This window comes from Halobacteriovorax sp. RT-1-1, from assembly GCF_047085455.1.
Lineage (GTDB): Bacteria > Bdellovibrionota > Bacteriovoracia > Bacteriovoracales > Bacteriovoracaceae > Halobacteriovorax_A.
Genome location: NZ_JBKIXZ010000001.1, coordinates 1,437,883 through 1,457,466 on the forward strand (window position 1 = coordinate 1,437,883; position 19,584 = coordinate 1,457,466).

Genomic DNA, 19,584 nt, shown 5'->3' on the forward strand with positions numbered 1-19,584 from the left:
CTTTTAGTTTATGTGATTTGATAATTCGCTAATAAGATCTTGAGAACGCTTTACGAATAGATCGCGCTCTTCTGGTTTTAGTCCTTCACTTGAGATACCCGCTAGGTCTTCAACATGCTGACAAAGTTTCTTTGCTAGGTCTTCATTCTTACCACTTGTGTGGATCTTGAATGCACTTTGAACTAGTGGATTTGTCGTATTAACGACAAGTGTTTTCTTAATAGGGAATTGGTGATCGCCACCCATTGACTGAGTCATTTGAGCAAAGCGTTTCATCGACTCATCAACTTTAAAATATGCAGGAGTTTGAGCATTTGCCATGCGGCCAATCTCAAGTCCCTTACTTGCCGGTGCTTCACCTTCTTTTTCTTCTAGTTTAATACCAAGGAATTTCGCAAACATCTCTTTGACTTTAATGTCGTTTTCAGAAGTTGCTTCACTTGCAAGTAGGTTTTCTATTTCAGAATCAACACTTACAAATTTGATTTCAACTTCTTCTTCACTCTTTTTGAATTTCTTCATTTCCGAGTGTTGGATGAAGTGTGGATCGATATGATTATCTGTCTCTAAGGCCTTAATTCCAGCTTCTTTAAGTTGAGCTAGAAGAGATTGGTTGGCCGCATCTTTTTCAAAGTAGAGAATTTTTCCGGCCATTTTCTCAGCGTAGTCAGCAGGTACTGATTCAAGGTATTCGTTTAGTGTAACAAATTGTCCTTCATTAGTTTTAAATAGTACTCGCTCACGCATTAAATCATCAAATTTCTCATCAGAAACACAACCGTATTTTACAAATAGCCCAATATCATTCCAGATGCTTTCATACTTTGCTCTATCTTTCTTATTAAGAAGTTTTAGGGCCTCTGCAACTTTCTTAACAATATAATTTGAAATCTTTCTAATATTTGGATCACCTTGTAGAGATGATCTTGATACGTTAAGTGGGATGTCATGAGAGTCAATAGCACCTTTAAGAAGTCCTAAGAACTCTGGAATAATATTTTTTACGTTATCAGAAACGAATACTTGGCGACAGTATAGACGAATATTCTTATCACCAACTGGCTTCATTGGGTTGTATTTTGGGAAGAATAAAATCCCGTTTAATGTAAATGGGTGATCAACATTTAGGTGAATCCAAAATAGGGGCTCTCCGTCCATTGGAAATAATTTACGATAGAGACCTTTGTAGTCCTCATCAGTTAATTCCTTAGGATCACGCTTCCAGATAGGTTTTGTGTCATTTATAATTGTTTCAGTATCTTCTTTATTTGCTTCATCTAATAATGCAATTTCATATGGCATAAAATCACAGTGGTTAGATAGAGTCTCATTTAGTTTCCACTTGTTTAGAAACTCTTCAGAGTCTTCAGCAATGTGAAGTGTAATCGTTGTACCAACTTCTTTTTTATCAGAGTCAGAGAAAGTGTATTCTGTATCACCTTCGCAAGACCATTTTGTTGCTGTTGAGCCTTTAGTCATTGAAAGAGAGTCAACTTCAACTTTTTTTGCAACCATAAATGCTGAATAGAAACCAAGTCCGAATTTACCGATAATATCATTATCTGATTCGCCGCCAACTTCTTCCATTTTCTTTACGAACTCTTCAGCTCCAGAAAAAGCAAGTTGAGCAATGTATTTTTCAACTTCTTCTTCGCTCATTCCAATCCCGTTATCAGTAACCGTGATTGTTTTAGCGTCTTTATTTACTTTTACAGAAATTCTTCCAGTAGGAAGCTCATCTCCCGTTTGACGTGCAAGTGTGGCGCGCTTTGTGATGGCATCACTTGCGTTGGCAATCAGCTCGCGGATGAAGATATCGTGTTCTGAATAAAGCCATTTCTTAATAATTGGAAAAATGTCGCTTGTTGCAACAGAGATTTGTCCTGTGCGATTAGTCATTGATACTCCTTCATATATAATCAAGTAGATAATTGTTCTTACGACCCAAAGATGGGAGCAAAATGATGAGCGTCAAGGGTTAAGAGTAAAAAAATTACTTAAATTCTTAAAATCATTGAAAAAATTAGGTATAAGATAGGAATTCATTTTTATAGCGAGGGAAGTACATGGAAAACCATGTTCAAGATATTCAATTAATTTCAACAGGTGGAACAATAGAGAAGTCCTATAGCGAGAGCGATGGTTCATTAAAGAATCGAGATTCTTTTATTCGCCAGACTATCATTGACCGTCTAAGGCTTCCTTATACGAAGCTTCACATAATGAATATTATCAATAAAGACTCGCTGTATTTCACTGATTATGATCGTCAGGTTTTGCTTAAGACAATAAAGGCGCAGTTGGAGAAAAATATTCCTCTAATCGTGTTGCATGGAACTGATACCATGGCAAAGTCTGCACAATTTGTTTATGACGCTCTTGACGGCGCAAAAGACTTGCAAGTTCCAATCATTTTCACTGGAGCGATGAAGCCTATGGGCTTTGTTGATAGTGATGCCTTTCAAAATGTTACAGAAAGTCTATATGCTGCTAAAATAGTAGAAGCAGGTGTGTATATTTCTTTTCACGGGCAACTTTTTAAAGTTCCTGGTGTGAGAAAGAATCATGCAAAGCGTACGTTTGAATATATTCAAGACTAACTTATAGGGAGGATGCAAATGGATATGCATCATGAAGAAGTCACTAACGAAGATAGTAAGGACCTTTCTTTTATTGATTCAATGTATGAAGCAGTAAGCGCAATGAAGGGGAATCTTCCTCATTATTTACCACTATTCTTTTTATCATTCGCATTAAAGGCCTATGGCCTAGCATATTTTAATGCTCAAGATGACATGACGGTAATTACGGTGGCCGCGGTAAATGTTTTTGGTACAATTATTCAGTCGGTTTTTATTCTTAATTTCTTCTTCTTTGCTTTCGAAAAATTACCTTATCGAGTTTCAAAAGTTCTGTGGGATATTCCTACGTATATGTTCTACGGCTTTCTTACTTCGCTACTGATGATTCTTGGAGTCGCTTTTTTTGTGATCCCATTTTTTTATGTAGCCTATTTCTATAGTTTTGTTGCCATGACATCGATTCTTTTTGATAAAGAAGGTGAATCGAATTTTGCTATCACAAAAAAGAAAGTTTCAACTCTTGGCGGCACTTATTTAGGGTTTCTGGTGATTTCATTTATCATTGCAGGGATTGCTCAAGTCGTTACTAATTACGCGCCAGGGACGGGGATAGCGATTGAATTAATTTATATAATTTGTCTGTTATTAACTCTGATTCAAGACGTGCTAACAGGGGTTCTTGTTTCCTTGTTTAGAAAAGCCTAGATTCTTCATTATCTAATTCCAAATTGCACATATTTAAGGCAGCTGATTTACGAGTTTATTCGTAAATTCAGCTCCTTAGCGCTTTATCGGCAGATTTTTCAAGTTCGAGGTTAATATTTACTTAGGGTTAACTTAATTTTCTCTGATTTCGATAAGTAGAGTGAAGATTATTAACTTAAGGCCAAATTAATGATGAAGAATGTCTTAGTCTACCTATTCACACTTTCACTTTTTGTTTCTTGTATGGAGCAGCCACGTTCTGTGCGTGACATTGTAGAGAATCCATCTGAAGAAGTTGGAAGTGGAGATAACGGAAGTGGTGGATCATCTGGTGGAAATAATGCAACAGATGGAGATAATGAGACTATCACAAGTATTCCTAATACAACTGCCGTTGAAATTACTCAAATCATTGACCCAAATACTGGATCTTTTAAAAAGAAAGTTTCAATTCCTAAAGATTTTAGAGGGAAGCTCCACCTTACTGGTTTAAATATTTCATCCCTTAAAAATCGTGTTGTGAAAGGGCGCTTCTATTTTGGACGAGAGAGAACACCAATTGTTTTAGATGGTGTTGTTGGTCAAGTTCCTGGTTCAGGGATTACTGAGTTTTCAACTATTAATGTTATTACATTTGATTTAGCAGATAAGAAGTTTAATGACATCAGACTTCTTTATGATCTATTTGACTACAATGATTATGATAATGATACGGCCGAAGATGTTGAAGGTGATGCAACTAATGCAGGTCTTTACTGTCGTGGTCTACGTTTAGAAGACGATCCAACTTTTACATCTTCTATTAGTCATCCTTACTGTAATCAAGCAGGGGATGTGTGCCTTTACTCATATGCAAAAATTAAGGATCAAACTCTTTGGTATGATGAAATCGTAAATGCTGAAACAGTTTCTAAAACAAATACACCTGTATTTGAGCAAATTGATATTGAAGGTAATCTTCTTGCAAATGAATCTTTAGAGACTAATTTATATAAGTGTCTTCCTGATAAGAAAGACTCAGCGATGTTTCAAAGCCTTTTTGGTGTGAATCATCCTGCGGCCGTAGGCACTGCTCTTGCTTTAGGTGGGGGAGCTTATGATTACCGTGGCCCATATCGTATTCATAACGAAGATGAGTGGGAAATTAAAGGTGCAGCTGTTTATCAGTCGGGAACGACTCCAAGTGCAATTTTTAAAGCACCACTTTCTGGTGCTGCAGATTTTACGAATATTGCTTCAGGAACTCAGGCATACCTGTTCCCACGTGCAGGAAAGATTAATTATCAAACAACTGGGATTCAATACTTAGGTTCTCAATCTCCATTTTCTAACCGTTCTGTTCAAACTCTAAATGCTGCTGGTGATACGTACTATATGGATGGTTGTAATATTAGAGCTAAGAATTATAACGCATCAACTGGTGAGACGGTTTCAAGTTGTAACGTAACAGGGACAATTGAGCTGTTTACAATGGAAGATGGTTTTGAAGTTCAAATTGCTGAAACAAAAGAGATTAAGCTTCAATTACTAAAGACAGGCCTTGGTGCTAAAGATGGTTATGATTTTAATTCTCTAAAGTCATGTAGTGCAAATCGTGAATGTGGTTCAGGAGAGTGTTGTTTTAATAATCGTTGTTTTTCTCGCTCAATTGTAGGGCAGTGTAGTGATGATTTTGATTCAACTGGAAATCTTCCTACTGGAAATAGTTGTAATTCAGATTTTGATTGTGCGTCACTTTGTTGTGATGGAACGACTAATACATGTCGTGATCATATTAATAATGACTTCGAACAAGTTCTTTGTTCAAAGGTTCCAAATCAAAGTTGTGTCTCGAAAGAGTTCTGTCGTATCGAATACGTTAGACAGTGTTACCTCATTCGTGTCAACGACCCGAATAATGCTCTTTCTTGTGAGAAGAGATGTTATTCAGTTCCAACTTTTGGTGATTGTGTAAACGGTCTTTGTAAGCCACCAATTACACCTCAAGAGCCAGCTACTCCAACGACTCCTGCAGACTGTTCAGGTGAGGATGTTCTGGATTCACCACCATTTAACTTGAGCGATCTTTAGTTATTAATAGTAACTTGTAAGGTTGCTCAAGCCTTCGGACTTTTCTATAATGCTTGAAAATTACTAAGTAAGAAAAGTGGAGAAATCATGTTTAATAAAGATTGTTTCCTAGATCACATTGCGATCGCAGTTGAGAATCTAGATAATGCCGAAAAAATTTATCGTGACTTAGGTTTAGAATTTAACCACCGAGAAGTGGTTGAAGATCAGCAAGTGACGACTTCTTTTGCTCATATTGATGAAAATGCTCATATTGAATTACTTGAGCCGATTGATGGTCAAGGCCCAATTGCCAAGTATCTTGAGAAAAAAGGTCCAGGGATTCACCATATGTGTTACCGCGTTCCTGATGTTGCAAAAAAGTCACAAGAGCTTAGGGACTTAGGTTATAATCTTCTCTATGAAGCGCCACGCCCTGGAGCGAATAATTGTTTAGTGAACTTTATTCATCCAAAATCAACTGGTGGAGTTCTCATCGAGATTGCTCAAAAAATGTAAGGAGAAAGAATGCAAAATATTTATCTGCCGCCATTAACAAAGGTAAACAAGTATCTCATCGGGATCATTGTCGCATCCTTTCTTATAAGCGCAGTCTTTGCACAATTTCTTAATATCTCATTAGTTAATACTTTAGGGCTCAACGTTTCAGCGCTAAAGGCCGGTCTCATTTATAAGTTATTTACATATCCTTTTGTGAATACTGGTCTTTTTAATGTTGTCTTTACAGGGCTTCTATTTTGGTTTCTTGGAAGTGATCTTGAGATGCGTTGGGGAGCAAAGAGGTACCTACAGTATCTTGTGATTGCTGCTCTTGTTAACGCTTTTGCATACACTATTTTTGCACTCTTTATGGGTGGTGCAACGATAAATTATCCATTTCATGGAATGGCATTCTTATCATCTGCAATGTGTGTGAGTTACGCCTGTATTTACCCTGATCGTATTTTTCAATTCTTTATGATCATTCCGGTAAAGGCCAAGTACTTCTGTTTAATCCTTGCGGGGATGAATGTGTACCAAGGCTTTTTCACTCCAGGTGGTGCTCAGGCCTTTGCAAATATTGCTTCTATGATTTTCGGTGCTGTATTTGTTTTAGGTTTTAGGGCCCTAGGTCATTACGTACGCTCTCAAGGCTCTCGTATTGCAACTAAGCAAGGTGGGAAATCGACAAGCAAGAAAAAGAAAAGTCACCTAAGATTAGTTGATGATGAGGAGCGTCCAAATCCAGATGAACCAAGGTTTTGGCAATAAGCTTTTTAAGTCCCTGATATTTTTAGGGGTTTCCAAAGCAAATAACACATGATATAAAGCTACATTATTATAAATATATCAATCGTTAATTTTTTAAATAAGGAAATTCAATGAGACTTTCAAGAGCGTTACAAGAGAAAATTTTAGACCTAAGATTAAGAGATAAGCTTATCGCTGAGGGTAAAGTAACTAAGGCTCAGGTTGAAGAATACCTAAATGGATTAAAAGACGAAGAGTCAAACGTTACGACTACTGACGAGTCTACAGCTCCAGGAATGAATCAATAATTCAAACCAAAATTTTTTATATCAAGGCCGCTTTTTAGCGGCCTTTTTTATTCCTAAATATTCTCCGTTAAGAATTCAAACAAACTTGAGGCCACTGGCCCTAATTTTCTAGCATTTAAAAAGGCAAGGTTTAGCTCGTTAATCATGTGATCTTTTGTTCCCTTAAAGAGCATGAGCTTTGATTTATTATCTGAGCGTTCAATAACGTGTAGGGGAAGAACGGAAATTCCTACTCCCGCAAGAGTTAGGCGCAGAACACCTTGAACGTCCATTAATTGCGCTTTTGGATGTTTGTTAAAGTTCTTGTTAAGGTGGTATTTAAACCAGCTTGTGATAACAGGTGAGCCTTCTAGGTAAGCAATAAAGTCTAATTCATCGGCCTTTTTAAATTTCGTATTCTCGCTTAGGCCATGAGAGCTCGCATACTCTTTTGAGCAGCAAAGAATAAGTCTTTCACTTGATAGGTTTCGTGTCGCAATTTGTTTTGGAAAGTTGAAACTATCTGTGATTGCAAAGTCTAGGCCACCATTTAAAAGAAGCTGGCTTTGTCTAGCGGCGTGGTCATAGTTAATTTGCAAGGAGACTTCGGGATGTAACTTAAGCCATTCAGCAATGATTGGAATAAGTCTGTTATTACCAAACTCAATTGGCATCCCAATATGTAAAGTACCTTTTAAAACATTCTTTTTGGCCGAAACGTCTGCGAGGGCGCTTTCAAGATTCTCAAGAATTTGGCGACACTCCGTATAGAGCCTGTGGGCCTGCTCCGTTGGTAAGACCTTCTTATTAATACGATCAAAAAGGGAGATTTGCAGTAGTCCCTCAAGGGATTTGATGTGCTGAGACACCCCAGGTTGGGTCATCGCAAGATTTTTTGCTGTTTGAGACATATTCATTGTCTCATAAACTTCGATGAAAACACGCAGTGTAGGAATAGAAATATAGTCTATGTTCATAATTTCAGTACCTTAGGTGGTTCTATAGGATCAAGTATAACATATAATTATGGATAATGATTATTATATATAATTTCTACTAATTTATTCTTTGTTCTATAACTCCTTTCACAAGATAAGACTTTGAATTTTTTTTAGAAGGTTTAGGGAGTAGGATTATGAGTAAATTAGTTTCAATTATTTTTCTTGCAGTATTAGCAATGAATGTAAGTGCAAAAGAAATTATTCTTAATGGTGATCTTATTGATTCTCAATCATTTAGAGGAAGAATCTTCAAAGTTATTATCACTGAGCAAAATGAAGAAATCGAATTAGTAAATGAGTACTTTGAAGCTCAAAGCTGTGAAGATGGACAATTTGCTCTTAAGCAAGCTGGACTAGGTAAGTACAAGCTTGAAGCAGTTCTTAACTGTAAGAATTGGGTAGATGAGCCTAGACAGCTTAACGTATGCCCTGAAATCTTCGCTCCTGTTTGTGGTGCCATTAGCGGTATCGACGGTGATGCGTTTATTAGCTTTCCAAATTCGTGTGAACTATATCGTGCAAAGGCCATTTATGTAAATGAAGGCCGTTGCGAGTAATTTAAAAATTCCTTTTTTAAATTCCCATGTGTTGTTGTCTTAAGGCCCGCTTCCCTCGCGGGCCTTATAACATTTTAGAGCTACATATTAATAAACATTCTTCTTAATTTATTTCCATTACTATAACGTGCATCCTTCGAATGACTTCCTTTAAGTGCAAAATGCTTTTGGCGGTAGTGTTGATTATTTCGACGTTTACCTTTCTTATAAAGTCGTGTTTTCTTTTTAAGTTTTTGCTTACGTTCAGCTAAGTCATATTCTGTTGAAACATTTTCGATATTTTTTCTTCTCGCTAGAAATCGTACTTCATATGCAGGAAGTCCTAATCCTAGGTAGAATAGTAGTAGATAAGATCGCATGGAGACCTCTCAATTTAAAAATTTGTGAATGAAAATAATGAATTTTAAATGTGAGAAGTGTTCACGATAATCACCTCGGTTAGTCGATTGAAATAAAGAAATGGATTTCTAAGTGATTATAGATTCATGATTTTTACACTATAGCATAGAAAAATAATTCGTGGTTATTGAACAACGAATTTTGAATAAAATACTTCTTTAACGACGCTCTTTTTTGCTAATTGATTGATACGTTTCTTGATTCGTCCTTCAAAGATTAATTTCCCTGAAAGAGAGTTTAGTTCATCAGGTTCAATTGATGCTGCGACATCAATAATGATGTCATAAATTTGTGGTTTGATCGTATCGAGTATTTGAGAGTCGTCTTGAGTGAAGAGGACAAGGTTGATTTGTACATCAAGAAATCTAAGACGGCGAGTTGCCGAGTCTAGGTTGACTGTAATCTTATCTAGAACATAAGTTGTTGGGAAATTGATTTGTTTGAAGTCATCTTTAAGCGCCTGCATTTCTGTAGCACTATTTGGTAGCTCTTTTTTGTAGATAACATTGGTGTAAACGAAGACGCCAACTGTGGCCATCGTTGTCAGTAGCAAGAATGCAATAATAAGTTGATCAAGTAATTTTCTTCCCGTCATAGAACTATAATATCATAGTTATTTTGGTGATTTAACTCGCTTTGTCGCTAGGTAGAAAATACTTTTTTAAAGTGTTGTTCTCCGAGTGGAGCACTCGGTCTATGCTAACGCTATAAAATTTGTATAAAATACTTTGCCTGTGATTATTTATGGAGGATGTAATGGGTAAGTCTAATAAGAATAAACGCAATAAGAAGTATGTAACGAATCGTAAAGAAGTGAAGAGAAGCTCTGCTATGAACACTTGGATTCTTATAGCGGTCACTGCAATTGGTGCATCCGTTGTTATTTATCTTTCATAATAGCAAGCAAACGAATAAAAAATATTAAAACAAAATATTCAATACTTGATGCGCAGCTAATGCATGCGCATCGCTTCATTTCGTCTTAATTTTTGTGATTATGATTCAAGTTTGCTAGCATTTCACTCTTCACACATGAAAAAAGTTAAATTTAAAAGAGGGAATATGTTTAAAACTTTACTCGCAATTGCTGCGGCCATTTCTACATTGTCAGCTCAGGCCGAAATCTCAACTTATCAATCACTTCCAAAGGATTATGTAGGTACAATTAATCCTAATTCTTTCATTGAAGATGAAGTGACTGCTGGTGGTTTTAACGAATTAATGAAATATGTTGTTGCTGCACCTTCACAAGAGGATGCTGGCTCATGTCTATATATGTCACATACTGGTGTTGTTGAGTGGTGGTACAACCGCCTAAATAATCTTGAAGGTGATAATAAAGTTGATTTTGCTGAACGTTACTATATGTCTTTAAAGACTAATAAAACTAATCAAGACGAAATTGATAACTGGAGAACGGATAATATCAGAAGAATTAATAAAAGTTCTGTGATGTTCTCAAATAAGGATTACCGTTTTACAAAAGGTAACTTTAAGAAAGTTGATGGCAAGCGTGTTGTAACAGATGCAAATGATGAAGATGGATCTTATGGGACACAATTTAATTGGATTGATTTAACAGATACTATTGGGAAAAATGCTGTTGAGTACAAGCTTCCAAAGTTTAAAAGAGAAGTCCTTCATGTTGATGCTGATAAAGACCAGTGGTCTGTTGCAAAAGCTCCAGCAGATATTGTTGAAAGAATTAAAAAAGCTCTTCATAAAAGAAATGGTCCAGTTCTTGTCATTTATAACCATAAGGGTTTCTGGCACGCTAATTATATTTTTGGCTACAATGACAATGCTGATACAAAGGGATGTCCATTTGTTTCATCTTTTAAACCTTTTATGGAAGAGAAGCGTGACTACTGGTTAGAGAAGGCCGAGAAAACAAAATCTGATTCTTGGCGTGCTAAGTACTTGGCCAATGCTGAAAAAGTGATGGAAAAGGGAGATGCTGTTCAAAAACGTTACGAGGAAGTTGGATGCGCTTCAAAAGGTGTATTCTACGTTCGTGATTCAATTTATCCAAATGAAAATATGCCAAAATATGACTATGATCTTGTGAAAGAAGGTGAAGAAGATTTCTTAAATGCACCACTTATTGCAAGAGAATATGCTTGGGTACAAACGACTCTAAATCATGCAATTCAGATCTACCCAGAAGGTATGGAGTAAATTGAGATTTTTAGTATTATCTTTTTTATTTCTATTTTCAATTAATGCTAGTGCTACTTGTAGCACTAGTGACTCTCATAAAATTCACGATGTGGTCTTTATCCATGGGATCGCAAGCAATAAGGGTGCTTTTGGCCATTGGGCCGAGTACTTAAAAAAATATCACCCCAATGAGTGTATCAACTCTCATTTTTTTGAATACGACACAGGAAATAATAAATTAAATCTTGAAGACTTTATCCAAAGTTTTGATTCCTACATGCATAAGAATTTTGAACATAGTAATTCAAAAATTACAATCGTTGCCCACTCCCAAGGTGGCCTTATTACGATGTTTTGGCTTAAGAGTATGGATGAGGCCCAAGATCCGATTCGTCATCGAGTAAAGAATATCATGACAATGGCGACACCTTATTATGGAGCGATTATTGCAAACCTAGGCTATTCCTTAGGGACATTTGTGTTGCCAATTCTTGGTAAGAAAGAATTAAAAAATATGAAAATTGGCTCTAAGAAAGTTGTTGAAACATTGGAGTTCTTCAAGAGTTCTCATTTTAAGGATATTATTTCTGATAAAAACTTTGTCACGATTTCAGCGACGCTGGCACCGAGTATATTTGATATTGAAGGGGATTTTGCCGTGGCCCCTTTTAGTTCAAATCCAAATATAAAAAATGAACAAGAGGTTTCGACTCATTATAATATCGACGGTGTTCATTTAAGATTTCGCCTTTTTGGAACACCTGCTACAACCCTTGTATCAAAGTACTGTCTTATTTCACCTGCTCGTTGTGAAAACTCAAGTTTGGCGATTTTTGAAAAAGAATTTCTAGGTAATCAGAAAGTAAAAATTAATTATGCAAAAGATATTAATTCGTTTGCAGTTTATTTAAGAACTAAAGAAAAAGGCCCTTTTTGGGTTCATTCAAATAATATTCAGCGTGGTTTACGTTTGAGCTTTATCCATATTAGAGATGACCTATACTTTTATAAAGGGTATTTAATAGATGGTGATACAAGCGCTGAGCTTATTGTTTCACATGGAAATAGGACTTCAGTGATAGAAGTTAATTCAGGACAAACGAGTTATCTTACTCATTAACATAAAATCGAAATTCGCTATATTGTGAACTAATCAAGTCAAAAACTTCTTTTAAACGATAGAAATCTTGGCCTAATTTATTTTGCGCATCTTTTGTATTTGACCAATATAAACTTAAGTTTTTATCAGTATAAGTTTGGATAAATTCGTAGAGTTCGTCGATATTATTCGTATAGAAACTTGGGAAATCAAATAAGCGGCCGCACTCAACTAAGTAATCATCAAGTGTATCAAGTCCGTTGGAATTTAATTCAATTTCTCTGCGCATTTATTTCTCATTGCTAAAGGAAAATATATTGTTAGAATCAATTTATGACTAAGTTAATGAGTTTATTCGTATCCTGTCAATTGCTCTTTGGACTAAGCTCCTATGCTTCACATCCCAAAGTTGAGCTTGCGAATAAATACCTAAAGGCACGTAAACAATATTTGCTTGAGTATACAACTTTCGGTGTCGATGAGTGTCTTAAGCTTCATGCGGATAAGATCGTTTCCAAGGAAGATGGCTCTGGCCGTATTGTTGTTGGAACGCCACGTTACTTTCAACTACTTAGTTCTTGCTTCAAAAATATTACGAATACTTGTTATGGCGAGAATTGCATCGTGTCACGTTCCATGTCCAAGCGTTTAAAGAATGTTGACCACGTGGACTCGATTCTAAATAGTCTATAATATCAAGTGTTTTTCCCCAAAAAGTGCGACTTTGAAAGTGTCTTTTCCTATTTAAAAAGCTATAATATCGCTCAACTACATTAATTTAAAATACATTTAATTACCCAAAGGAATTTACATGACTGTTCGTGTTCGTTTTGCACCTTCTCCAACTGGCTACCTTCACATCGGTGGCGCTCGTACTGCTCTTTACAGCTACCTTTTTGCTAAGGCAAATGGTGGAAAATATATCTTAAGAATTGAAGATACTGACCTTGAAAGATCAAAGCGTGAGTATGAAGAAGCGCAAATTGCTGACCTTAAATGGATGGGAATCGAGCATGATGAAGGTCCTGATAAGGGTGGAGACTTTGGTCCATACCGTCAGTCTGAAAGACTTGATATTTATAAAGACATTGCTTGGGACTTTATTAATCGTGGATTAGCTTATCCATGTTTCTTAACAAGTATTGAATTAGAGCGATTAACTGAAAAAGCAGCAAGTGAAAATAAAGACCCACATGCTTATCACGGACAATATCGTGATCTTGACCCGGCCCAAGCTAAGGCGAGAATTGATGCGGGTGAAGAATATGTAATTCGTTTTAAGAACCCTGGAAAAACTTGGGAGTTCACTGATCTTGTAAAGGGTCACGTTAAATTTCCAGAAAATATGGTAGGGGACTTCGTTATCTTAAGAGCGAATGGAATGCCTGTTTATAACTTCTGTTGTGTTGTTGATGATGCAAAGATGGAGATGACTCACGTATTCCGTGCAGAAGAGCACTTAAACAATACATGTCGCCAGCTTATGATCTACGATGCAATGGGTGTGACACCTCCTCAGTTTGGTCACGTCTCACTACTTATTGGTCACGATCGTCAAAAGCTTTCGAAGCGCCATGGGGCAACTTCGGTTACTCAGTATAAGGATCAAGGTTATCTTCCAGCAGCACTTGCAAACTATCTATGTCTACTTGGTTGGTCACATCCTGAAGAGACAGATATTTTTGATGTAAATGAACTTGGTAATAAATTTGGTTACGAAAGATTTTCTAAGTCTTCAGCAATGTATGACATTCAAAAGCTAAACTTCTTTAACGAGCAGTGGCTTAGAAAATTAGATGACAAAGATATTGCAGCTGGATTTGATCGCTTTGTTCCTGCAGGAAGTGAATATCACAAGCAAGATGAAGCTTGGAAGATTAAGTTTGCAGGACTTATGAAAGACAAGGTCCAGCTATTTAGCAATATTAATGAGCACCTGCCAATTTTCTTTGATGCTGGTGTCGATGCAGATCCACAATATGAAGAAGCGATTTCGTGGGAGACAACTCCACAGATTAAGGAATACCTAAAGGCACAACTAGCAGATCAAACGACTAACGTTACTGAAGAGCAAGTTGGTGAGTGGATGGATTACTTAAAGAAAGAATTAAAAATTAAAGGGAAGCCACTATTTATGGGTACACGTGTATGTCTTACTGGACGCGCACATGGGCCAGATTTAAAGACTGTTGTGGCACTTACTCCAGTATCAATTATTAAAGAGAGACTAGCGTAATGAATTTTTTTGAAGAATTAGAAGCAAGAGGAATTGTTAATCAATACTCACACGAAGAGTTGAAAGAAATTTTAAATGATAAGAAAATTTCATTTTATTGTGGTTACGATCCAACGGCAAGATCTCTTCAATTAGGGAATTTGTTTGCAGTTGTTACAATGATGCGTCTTCAAAGACAAGGTCATAAGCCTTACGTTCTCGTTGGTGGTGCAACAGGAATGATTGGTGATCCTTCTGGGAAAAGTGATGAGAGAAATCTTCAATCAGAAGATCAAGTTCTTCAAAACCTTGAAGGTCAAAAGGCACAGCTTCAAAAGCTATTAGATTTTGAAGGTGAGAATGCGGCCACAATGGTTAACAATATTGACTGGATTGGAAAGTTTTCATTCCTCGAGTTTCTAAGAGATGTTGGTAAGAGATTTCGTGTTGGTGAAATGCTTGCAAAGGACTCTGTAAAGTCGAGAATTAGCTCAGAAGCTGGAATCAGCTATACTGAGTTCACATACCAAGTTATTCAAGGTTATGACTTTGCTCACCTGAATAAAGAATATGATGTAAGCTTACAAATTGGTGGAGCAGATCAGTGGGGGAATATGACTGCAGGAATGGATCTTACTCGTAAGATGCACCAGAAGCCTGCATTTTGTATGACAATTCCACTTCTAACTGATTCCAATGGAAAGAAGTTTGGTAAGTCTGAAGGTGGAGCAATCTATCTTGACCCAACAATGACATCTCCATACAAGATGTACCAATTCCTACTTAATTCAGATGATTCTTCAGTAATTAGATATCTAAAAACTTTAACGTTTTTAACTTTAGAAGAAATTGCTGAATACGAGAAGTTAGTTGAAACAGAGCCTCACTTAAGAGCAGCACAAAAAAGACTGGCCGAAGAGATCGTAAGCTTAGTTCACGGTAAAGAAGGGATCGAAGCGGCACAGAAAGCAACAGACTTCTTCTTTGGTAAGGTTATTGAAAATACGACTGATGCAGAGTTAGCGGGTATTTTTGATGATGTTCCTTCGATTGAGCTTGAAAAATCGCAATTAGGTGAAATTACTTACTTAGATATGCTTGCTGCAACTCCTTTGTTTAAATCAAAGGGAGAGGCAAGAAAAATGGTCACTCAAAACGGTGTTGCCATCAATAACATTAAGAATGCTAATGTTGATCACGTGATAACTACCTCAGATTTGGCAAGTGAGTCTTGCTTAATTCTAAAGAAGGGGAAGAAGAATTATTGTGTGGTAAAATTCGTTTAGAAAACAAACAGAAACTATATGAACACACAGCAACTGATCGATTTATTAAAGCTTGGAAATTTTGAAGAGCAAAATGTTCGAGTTGCTGTGTTTGATGAAAATGCTTGTTTCCTCTTTGTTTCAACAACTCTTTTTGGATTCTCTGAAGATTATCTTGGAATGAGTGTTTATGATTACTACAAAGGTCACTTAAGCGAATCTGAAGTTTTAAAAGTTAAGAATTGTTTTGCAAGAGCGCTAAACGGAGAGTTTGGCCGAGAGCAGATTATACTTACGAATCGACTTAATCGAGATGCTATTACTTGGGATGTCGAATTTAATCCTTTTATTGACGATGAAGGCAATAAGAGAGTTTTATCTAAGATTCGCCCGCATGAAGTTAATCTTACTACTAGCTCGACAAATTTCTTTATTAGAGAAATGGTTGAGCAAAGTTCTGATATTTTCACTGTCTTTGATAAGGATTATAACTTTGTCTACGTTTCAAAAGCGGATGCGACTTGGAATGGAAAACCTCTCGTTGGGCTAAATATTAAAGATGTTGTAAGTGGAAAAAATCTTAAGAAATTCTATCAACGTGCTGATCGAGCAAAAGAATCTGTCGGTGAAATTATCACTGATACTGTTTTTATGGAAATGGGAGATGATGAGGAGTCAGTTTTTGAATGCTCAATGGAGTATCATGACTTCAATCAGCTAGGTCACTACTTTCTTGATCGTACGGCCGATGTTACGGAACGCTTCCGTCGTAACCGCGAAATTGATTCTCAAAAAGCAACAATTGATAAAATGAGTAAGTGGACGGCCCTTGGACAAATGGCCGCCAATATAGCTCATGAAGTGAATAATCCATTAGCAATCATCGAACTGCAGGTTCAGGCCATTGAGCGACGTGGTGAAACGATTAGTTCAGAGCAATTATTAGAGAAGATTCGCTCAATTGGTGAGCAAAAAAATCGAATTGCAAATATTGTTAGCTCTCTCAATATTTATTCTCAAGATGATCGCTCAATGCGTGAGATGACAAGCTTGTCTTCGATTGTTCATGACTCTATTGCATTATTTAAAACAGGACTTGTTGACGAAAGTCTTCGCATCGTTTTTTCAAATGATGCTGATTCGGATCTCGTGAATATTAACTCATCAGAGATTATTCAAGTTTTAATCAACTTATTTAACAACTCTCACGATGCGATTGCTGGACTTAAAGAGCAATGGATTGAAATTAATCTTCTAGATGATGCTCAACACGTTATCCTTGAGGTATTAGATAGTGGGCAAGGGATTGAAAAAGATATAGCTCAAAAAATCTTTAATCGTTTCTATACAACTAAAAGTAAAGAAAAGGGAACAGGTCTTGGCCTAAATATTAGCCGTGAAATTATTATGGATCACGGTGGAAGTTTAACGTATGACCCAGACTCTGAATATACGACTTTCTCTATAAGCCTTCCAAAGTCTGAGCTACTTTAATTCGCGTTTCCTGTATGAATCCCAAGAACTGAACATGAAGCCTTTGCCATAATTTGGTCATCTTCTGTACCAAAGACATGAAACCAACGATGCTTCTTATTTGAGTTGAAAACGAGCAGGTCATATTCAACTGTAATCGTTTCTAGAGTATCGACTTTGTCGTGATACTTTATAATGTGTCCAGTTGTTCTAACATTCATATCACCACTAATAAGGCGAATATACTTCTCAACTTGTGAGGTCTCTTCAATTGTAAGGTCTTTGTCGGTTAAGTAGATAAATGTGATCTCTGCTTTATGGGCCTCTGCAATTTGTTGGGCCGCCTGAATTAGTGTGACATCATTTGAGTTTTGGTCAATTAAAACCATAATCTTTCTCATATACCTCACACCATTGTCTCTAAAGATAACGAGGTGACAATTTAAATGAGACCTTAGCCATGCTACGGGACTTTGTGTTGTGAATGTATCACGTAGGCGTCCTTTCCACTCCATGAATAGCCAATTACAGTGTAGTCTTTGGCCAATTTCAAAGATTGATTTTGATAGATCGTGGGTAACAATTGGATCAAAGTTAATTGGTGTTGTCTTCTCAATGGCCATGGCAATAACTCGACGTCTTAAAGACCTAAGTTTTGGGTCTTCATCAGTAAAGTCATTAAGATCAGTTTGCTCAGGTGCCTCTGTCAGGTGAGCAACTTCAATATTTTCTCCACCCGCAAGTGATGTCCCCATATCAATGAGCATCTCTGGTGATCGCTCATTTCCAATGAGGGCCACGACAACATTAGCGTCTTGATCAAGACTTAATTTTTCCGACATTGCTGGAGCAGGAAATTGGGCCTCATTTACTAGGTCCGTTCTCTTTCCTCTGATACCAAGAACTCCTTTTCGGTTAACACGTCCTTTAGCGTAGAAGAGATAAATCAAAATTCCTGGAACTGAAATTGAAACCAGCCCAATCACGGCCAAGTCTTTCATCATTACAAGTAAGTATAGAGTTGAAAGAATTCCGAAAATTTGGACGTACGGATATAGTGGTGATTTGTAAGTCGGTTTATACCACTGGATATGTGTTTCTCTTAGAGCGATAACAGCAATATTTTCAATCATGTAAATTGTTAGAATGAATGCTGAAGCAAGCTTTGCGATCTTAGCAATATTTAAAAAGTAGATGGCACAGGCGATGACAAGTCCTGAGGCCAAAATACTCCATACTGGTGTAAGAAATTTTCGATGAAGATGTCCAAATAGCCTTGGGATAAGGTGATCACGGCTCATGGCAAAAGGGAAACGAGAAGCTGCTAAAAGGCCTGCGTTTGCCATTGAAGTCATCGTTAGAATGGCCAAAATCGCCATAACCAGACCGAAATTTTTCCCACCAAATTCATATGCTAGGGTATAGATTGGTCTTAAATTATTTTTGAGTTGCTCTAGTGGTAAGTATTTAGCTAGGGCAAGTGTTGTAACACAGTAAAGAAGTGTCACAATTAAAAGTGACAGAAGAATACCTCTTGGGAGATTCTTTTCTGGCGTCTTTATCTCTTCCGCAATTGCTGCAACTTTAGTTACACCCGCGTATGAAATGAAAACAAGACCAGCTGCTGCTAAGATCGTATCAATATGTGTAAACGAAAATGGAATCCCTGTAATAACCTGGGCCGTTGAAAGGGTTCCAATATTTAAAACTGTTAAGCCTATTGTCGAAAGAATGACGACGGCAATCAGTAATCCACTGACTTTACCAACACCAACAATATTAAGGAGTGTGATGATGGCCGTTAGAATAAGGGCAAAGTTTTTTAAGTCAAATCCTGAGCTAATGGCCCCTAGATAGGCACCAAAACCCATTAATGCGAAAGCTGCTTTAAGAAGCAGCGAGATCCAAAGGCCAAGACCTGCAATTGTTCCGGCCATAGGGCCAAATGTTCTTTCTATATAGATATATGTACCACCTGAAGCTGGCATGGCCGTGGCAAGTTCAGACTTAGATAGAGCGGCCGGAAGAACGCAAAGTCCAGCTAGTAAGTATGAGATCCAAACATATGGGCCTGTTACTTCAAATGCGAGTCCTGGAAGAACAAAGATCCCTGATCCAAGCATTGAGGCAATACTGATAGAGATAACTGACGAGAGTCCTAAGTTTCTTTCAAGTTTCTTCAATTAAATTCCCTTATTCAAATTTTAGTATTTGGGCATTATCACAAAAAAGAAAGGGATTGTTAATAAAAATAGGTATTTGGACTATAGTTCAGCTAGGATCTCTTCAAGAGCTTTTTTTACAAGGTCGCGCTTTGAGTCAAGATCTTGGTCTAGCTCAAAAGCCTTTAAAGAAGCACCAATTTTAAGGAAATTATAGCAAGAGAAGCTTCCGGCCATCTTGTGAAGGACCTGACGGAGTTCATTTTCTTGCATCGTTGCAATTTTTGGCAAGAGGTAGTCAATTTCAGTTTTTTTAGATGCCTTAAACTTCGGAAGTAGTTTTTGAATATGAGAATTGAGACTCTTTTCCATGACATCC

The 19,584-nt window shown here is 37.0% G+C and carries 21 protein-coding genes; 14 read left to right on the plus strand and 7 right to left on the minus strand.

Annotation, left to right across the window (positions count from 1 at the left end; all coding sequences use genetic code 11):
* Positions 1 to 3: 3 nt before the first annotated feature.
* Positions 4 to 1,899 (minus strand): molecular chaperone HtpG, encoded by a 1,896-nt coding sequence (gene htpG / locus ACMAWV_RS07085; protein ID WP_412469671.1) that lies wholly within the window; start codon positions 1,897 to 1,899, stop codon positions 4 to 6.
* 167 nt (positions 1,900 to 2,066) lie between these two features.
* Between htpG and ACMAWV_RS07090 the strand changes: the two genes are divergently transcribed.
* The 6 genes from ACMAWV_RS07090 to ACMAWV_RS07115 all read left to right on the plus strand — a co-directional run bounded on the left by ACMAWV_RS07090 (position 2,067) and on the right by ACMAWV_RS07115 (position 6,895).
* Positions 2,067 to 2,600 carry an asparaginase domain-containing protein gene (locus tag ACMAWV_RS07090; protein ID WP_392991584.1) on the plus strand — a complete coding sequence of 178 codons (534 nt, stop codon included), beginning with the start codon at positions 2,067 to 2,069 and terminating at the stop codon, positions 2,598 to 2,600.
* An 18-nt stretch (positions 2,601 to 2,618) separates the two neighbouring features.
* Positions 2,619 to 3,287: a hypothetical protein gene (locus ACMAWV_RS07095; RefSeq protein WP_103217537.1), complete on the plus strand. Its 669-nt coding sequence runs from the start codon at positions 2,619 to 2,621 to the stop codon at positions 3,285 to 3,287.
* 189 nt (positions 3,288 to 3,476) lie between these two features.
* Positions 3,477 to 5,357 carry a hypothetical protein gene (locus ACMAWV_RS07100; RefSeq protein ID WP_103217536.1) on the plus strand — a complete coding sequence of 627 codons (1,881 nt, stop codon included), beginning with the start codon at positions 3,477 to 3,479 and terminating at the stop codon, positions 5,355 to 5,357.
* Positions 5,358 to 5,444: 87 nt separating this feature from the next.
* Entirely contained in the window at positions 5,445 to 5,855 is a 411-nt protein-coding gene (mce, locus tag ACMAWV_RS07105; protein ID WP_103217535.1) for a methylmalonyl-CoA epimerase, read from the plus strand.
* A gap of 9 nt (positions 5,856 to 5,864) precedes the next feature.
* A complete protein-coding gene (locus tag ACMAWV_RS07110) occupies positions 5,865 to 6,608 on the plus strand; it encodes a rhomboid family intramembrane serine protease (RefSeq protein WP_103217534.1) in 744 nt (247 codons plus the stop codon).
* A 110-nt stretch (positions 6,609 to 6,718) separates the two neighbouring features.
* Positions 6,719 to 6,895, plus strand: coding sequence for a hypothetical protein (locus tag ACMAWV_RS07115; RefSeq protein WP_158246841.1), 177 nt, complete (start codon positions 6,719 to 6,721; stop codon positions 6,893 to 6,895).
* A 53-nt stretch (positions 6,896 to 6,948) separates the two neighbouring features.
* On the opposite strand, the gene ACMAWV_RS07120 is transcribed toward ACMAWV_RS07115, so the two are convergent.
* Entirely contained in the window at positions 6,949 to 7,851 is a 903-nt protein-coding gene (locus ACMAWV_RS07120) for a LysR family transcriptional regulator (protein WP_103217533.1), read from the minus strand.
* Positions 7,852 to 8,009: 158 nt separating this feature from the next.
* Between ACMAWV_RS07120 and ACMAWV_RS07125 the strand changes: the two genes are divergently transcribed.
* Positions 8,010 to 8,432, plus strand: coding sequence for a hypothetical protein (locus ACMAWV_RS07125; protein ID WP_103217532.1), 423 nt, complete (start codon positions 8,010 to 8,012; stop codon positions 8,430 to 8,432).
* Positions 8,433 to 8,512: 80 nt separating this feature from the next.
* On the opposite strand, the gene ACMAWV_RS07130 is transcribed toward ACMAWV_RS07125, so the two are convergent.
* Complete coding sequence (locus ACMAWV_RS07130; protein WP_412469670.1) at positions 8,513 to 8,791, minus strand: hypothetical protein; 279 nt, start codon at positions 8,789 to 8,791, stop codon at positions 8,513 to 8,515.
* A 164-nt stretch (positions 8,792 to 8,955) separates the two neighbouring features.
* Positions 8,956 to 9,426 (minus strand): flagellar basal body-associated FliL family protein, encoded by a 471-nt coding sequence (locus ACMAWV_RS07135; RefSeq protein WP_103217530.1) that lies wholly within the window; start codon positions 9,424 to 9,426, stop codon positions 8,956 to 8,958.
* 161 nt (positions 9,427 to 9,587) lie between these two features.
* Here ACMAWV_RS07135 and ACMAWV_RS07140 point away from each other — a divergent pair, with 161 nt between their 5' ends.
* The 3 genes from ACMAWV_RS07140 to ACMAWV_RS07150 all read left to right on the plus strand — a co-directional run bounded on the left by ACMAWV_RS07140 (position 9,588) and on the right by ACMAWV_RS07150 (position 12,111).
* Positions 9,588 to 9,728, plus strand: a complete 141-nt coding sequence (locus tag ACMAWV_RS07140; protein ID WP_158246840.1) for a hypothetical protein — start codon at positions 9,588 to 9,590, stop codon at positions 9,726 to 9,728.
* Positions 9,729 to 9,893: 165 nt separating this feature from the next.
* A complete protein-coding gene (locus tag ACMAWV_RS07145; protein ID WP_412469669.1) occupies positions 9,894 to 11,009 on the plus strand; it encodes a hypothetical protein in 1,116 nt (371 codons plus the stop codon).
* A 1-nt stretch (position 11,010) separates the two neighbouring features.
* Entirely contained in the window at positions 11,011 to 12,111 is a 1,101-nt protein-coding gene (locus ACMAWV_RS07150) for an esterase/lipase family protein (protein WP_412469668.1), read from the plus strand.
* On the opposite strand, the gene ACMAWV_RS07155 is transcribed toward ACMAWV_RS07150, so the two are convergent.
* The gene (locus tag ACMAWV_RS07155) at positions 12,101 to 12,379 is read right to left on the minus strand and encodes a barstar family protein (protein WP_103217527.1); all 279 of its coding nucleotides are present in this window, start codon (positions 12,377 to 12,379) and stop codon (positions 12,101 to 12,103) included. The two genes, ACMAWV_RS07150 and ACMAWV_RS07155, sit on opposite strands and share 11 nt — an antisense overlap.
* A 44-nt stretch (positions 12,380 to 12,423) precedes the next feature.
* Between ACMAWV_RS07155 and ACMAWV_RS07160 the strand changes: the two genes are divergently transcribed.
* From ACMAWV_RS07160 to ACMAWV_RS07175, 4 genes are all read left to right on the plus strand, one after another.
* Positions 12,424 to 12,783 carry a hypothetical protein gene (locus ACMAWV_RS07160; protein WP_146037823.1) on the plus strand — a complete coding sequence of 120 codons (360 nt, stop codon included), beginning with the start codon at positions 12,424 to 12,426 and terminating at the stop codon, positions 12,781 to 12,783.
* A 118-nt stretch (positions 12,784 to 12,901) separates the two neighbouring features.
* Positions 12,902 to 14,326, plus strand: a complete 1,425-nt coding sequence (gltX, locus tag ACMAWV_RS07165) for a glutamate--tRNA ligase (protein WP_412469667.1) — start codon at positions 12,902 to 12,904, stop codon at positions 14,324 to 14,326.
* The gene (gene tyrS / locus ACMAWV_RS07170) at positions 14,326 to 15,591 is read left to right on the plus strand and encodes a tyrosine--tRNA ligase (protein ID WP_392991597.1); all 1,266 of its coding nucleotides are present in this window, start codon (positions 14,326 to 14,328) and stop codon (positions 15,589 to 15,591) included. Before gltX ends, tyrS begins: the two co-directional genes overlap by 1 nt.
* An 18-nt stretch (positions 15,592 to 15,609) precedes the next feature.
* Complete coding sequence (locus ACMAWV_RS07175) at positions 15,610 to 17,064, plus strand: ATP-binding protein (protein WP_412462724.1); 1,455 nt, start codon at positions 15,610 to 15,612, stop codon at positions 17,062 to 17,064.
* Here ACMAWV_RS07175 and ACMAWV_RS07180 read toward each other — a convergent pair.
* Complete coding sequence (locus ACMAWV_RS07180; protein ID WP_392991601.1) at positions 17,061 to 19,226, minus strand: amino acid permease; 2,166 nt, start codon at positions 19,224 to 19,226, stop codon at positions 17,061 to 17,063. The two genes, ACMAWV_RS07175 and ACMAWV_RS07180, sit on opposite strands and share 4 nt — an antisense overlap.
* A gap of 81 nt (positions 19,227 to 19,307) precedes the next feature.
* A complete protein-coding gene (locus ACMAWV_RS07185; RefSeq protein WP_103217521.1) occupies positions 19,308 to 19,577 on the minus strand; it encodes a hypothetical protein in 270 nt (89 codons plus the stop codon).
* Positions 19,578 to 19,584 lie beyond the last annotated feature (7 nt).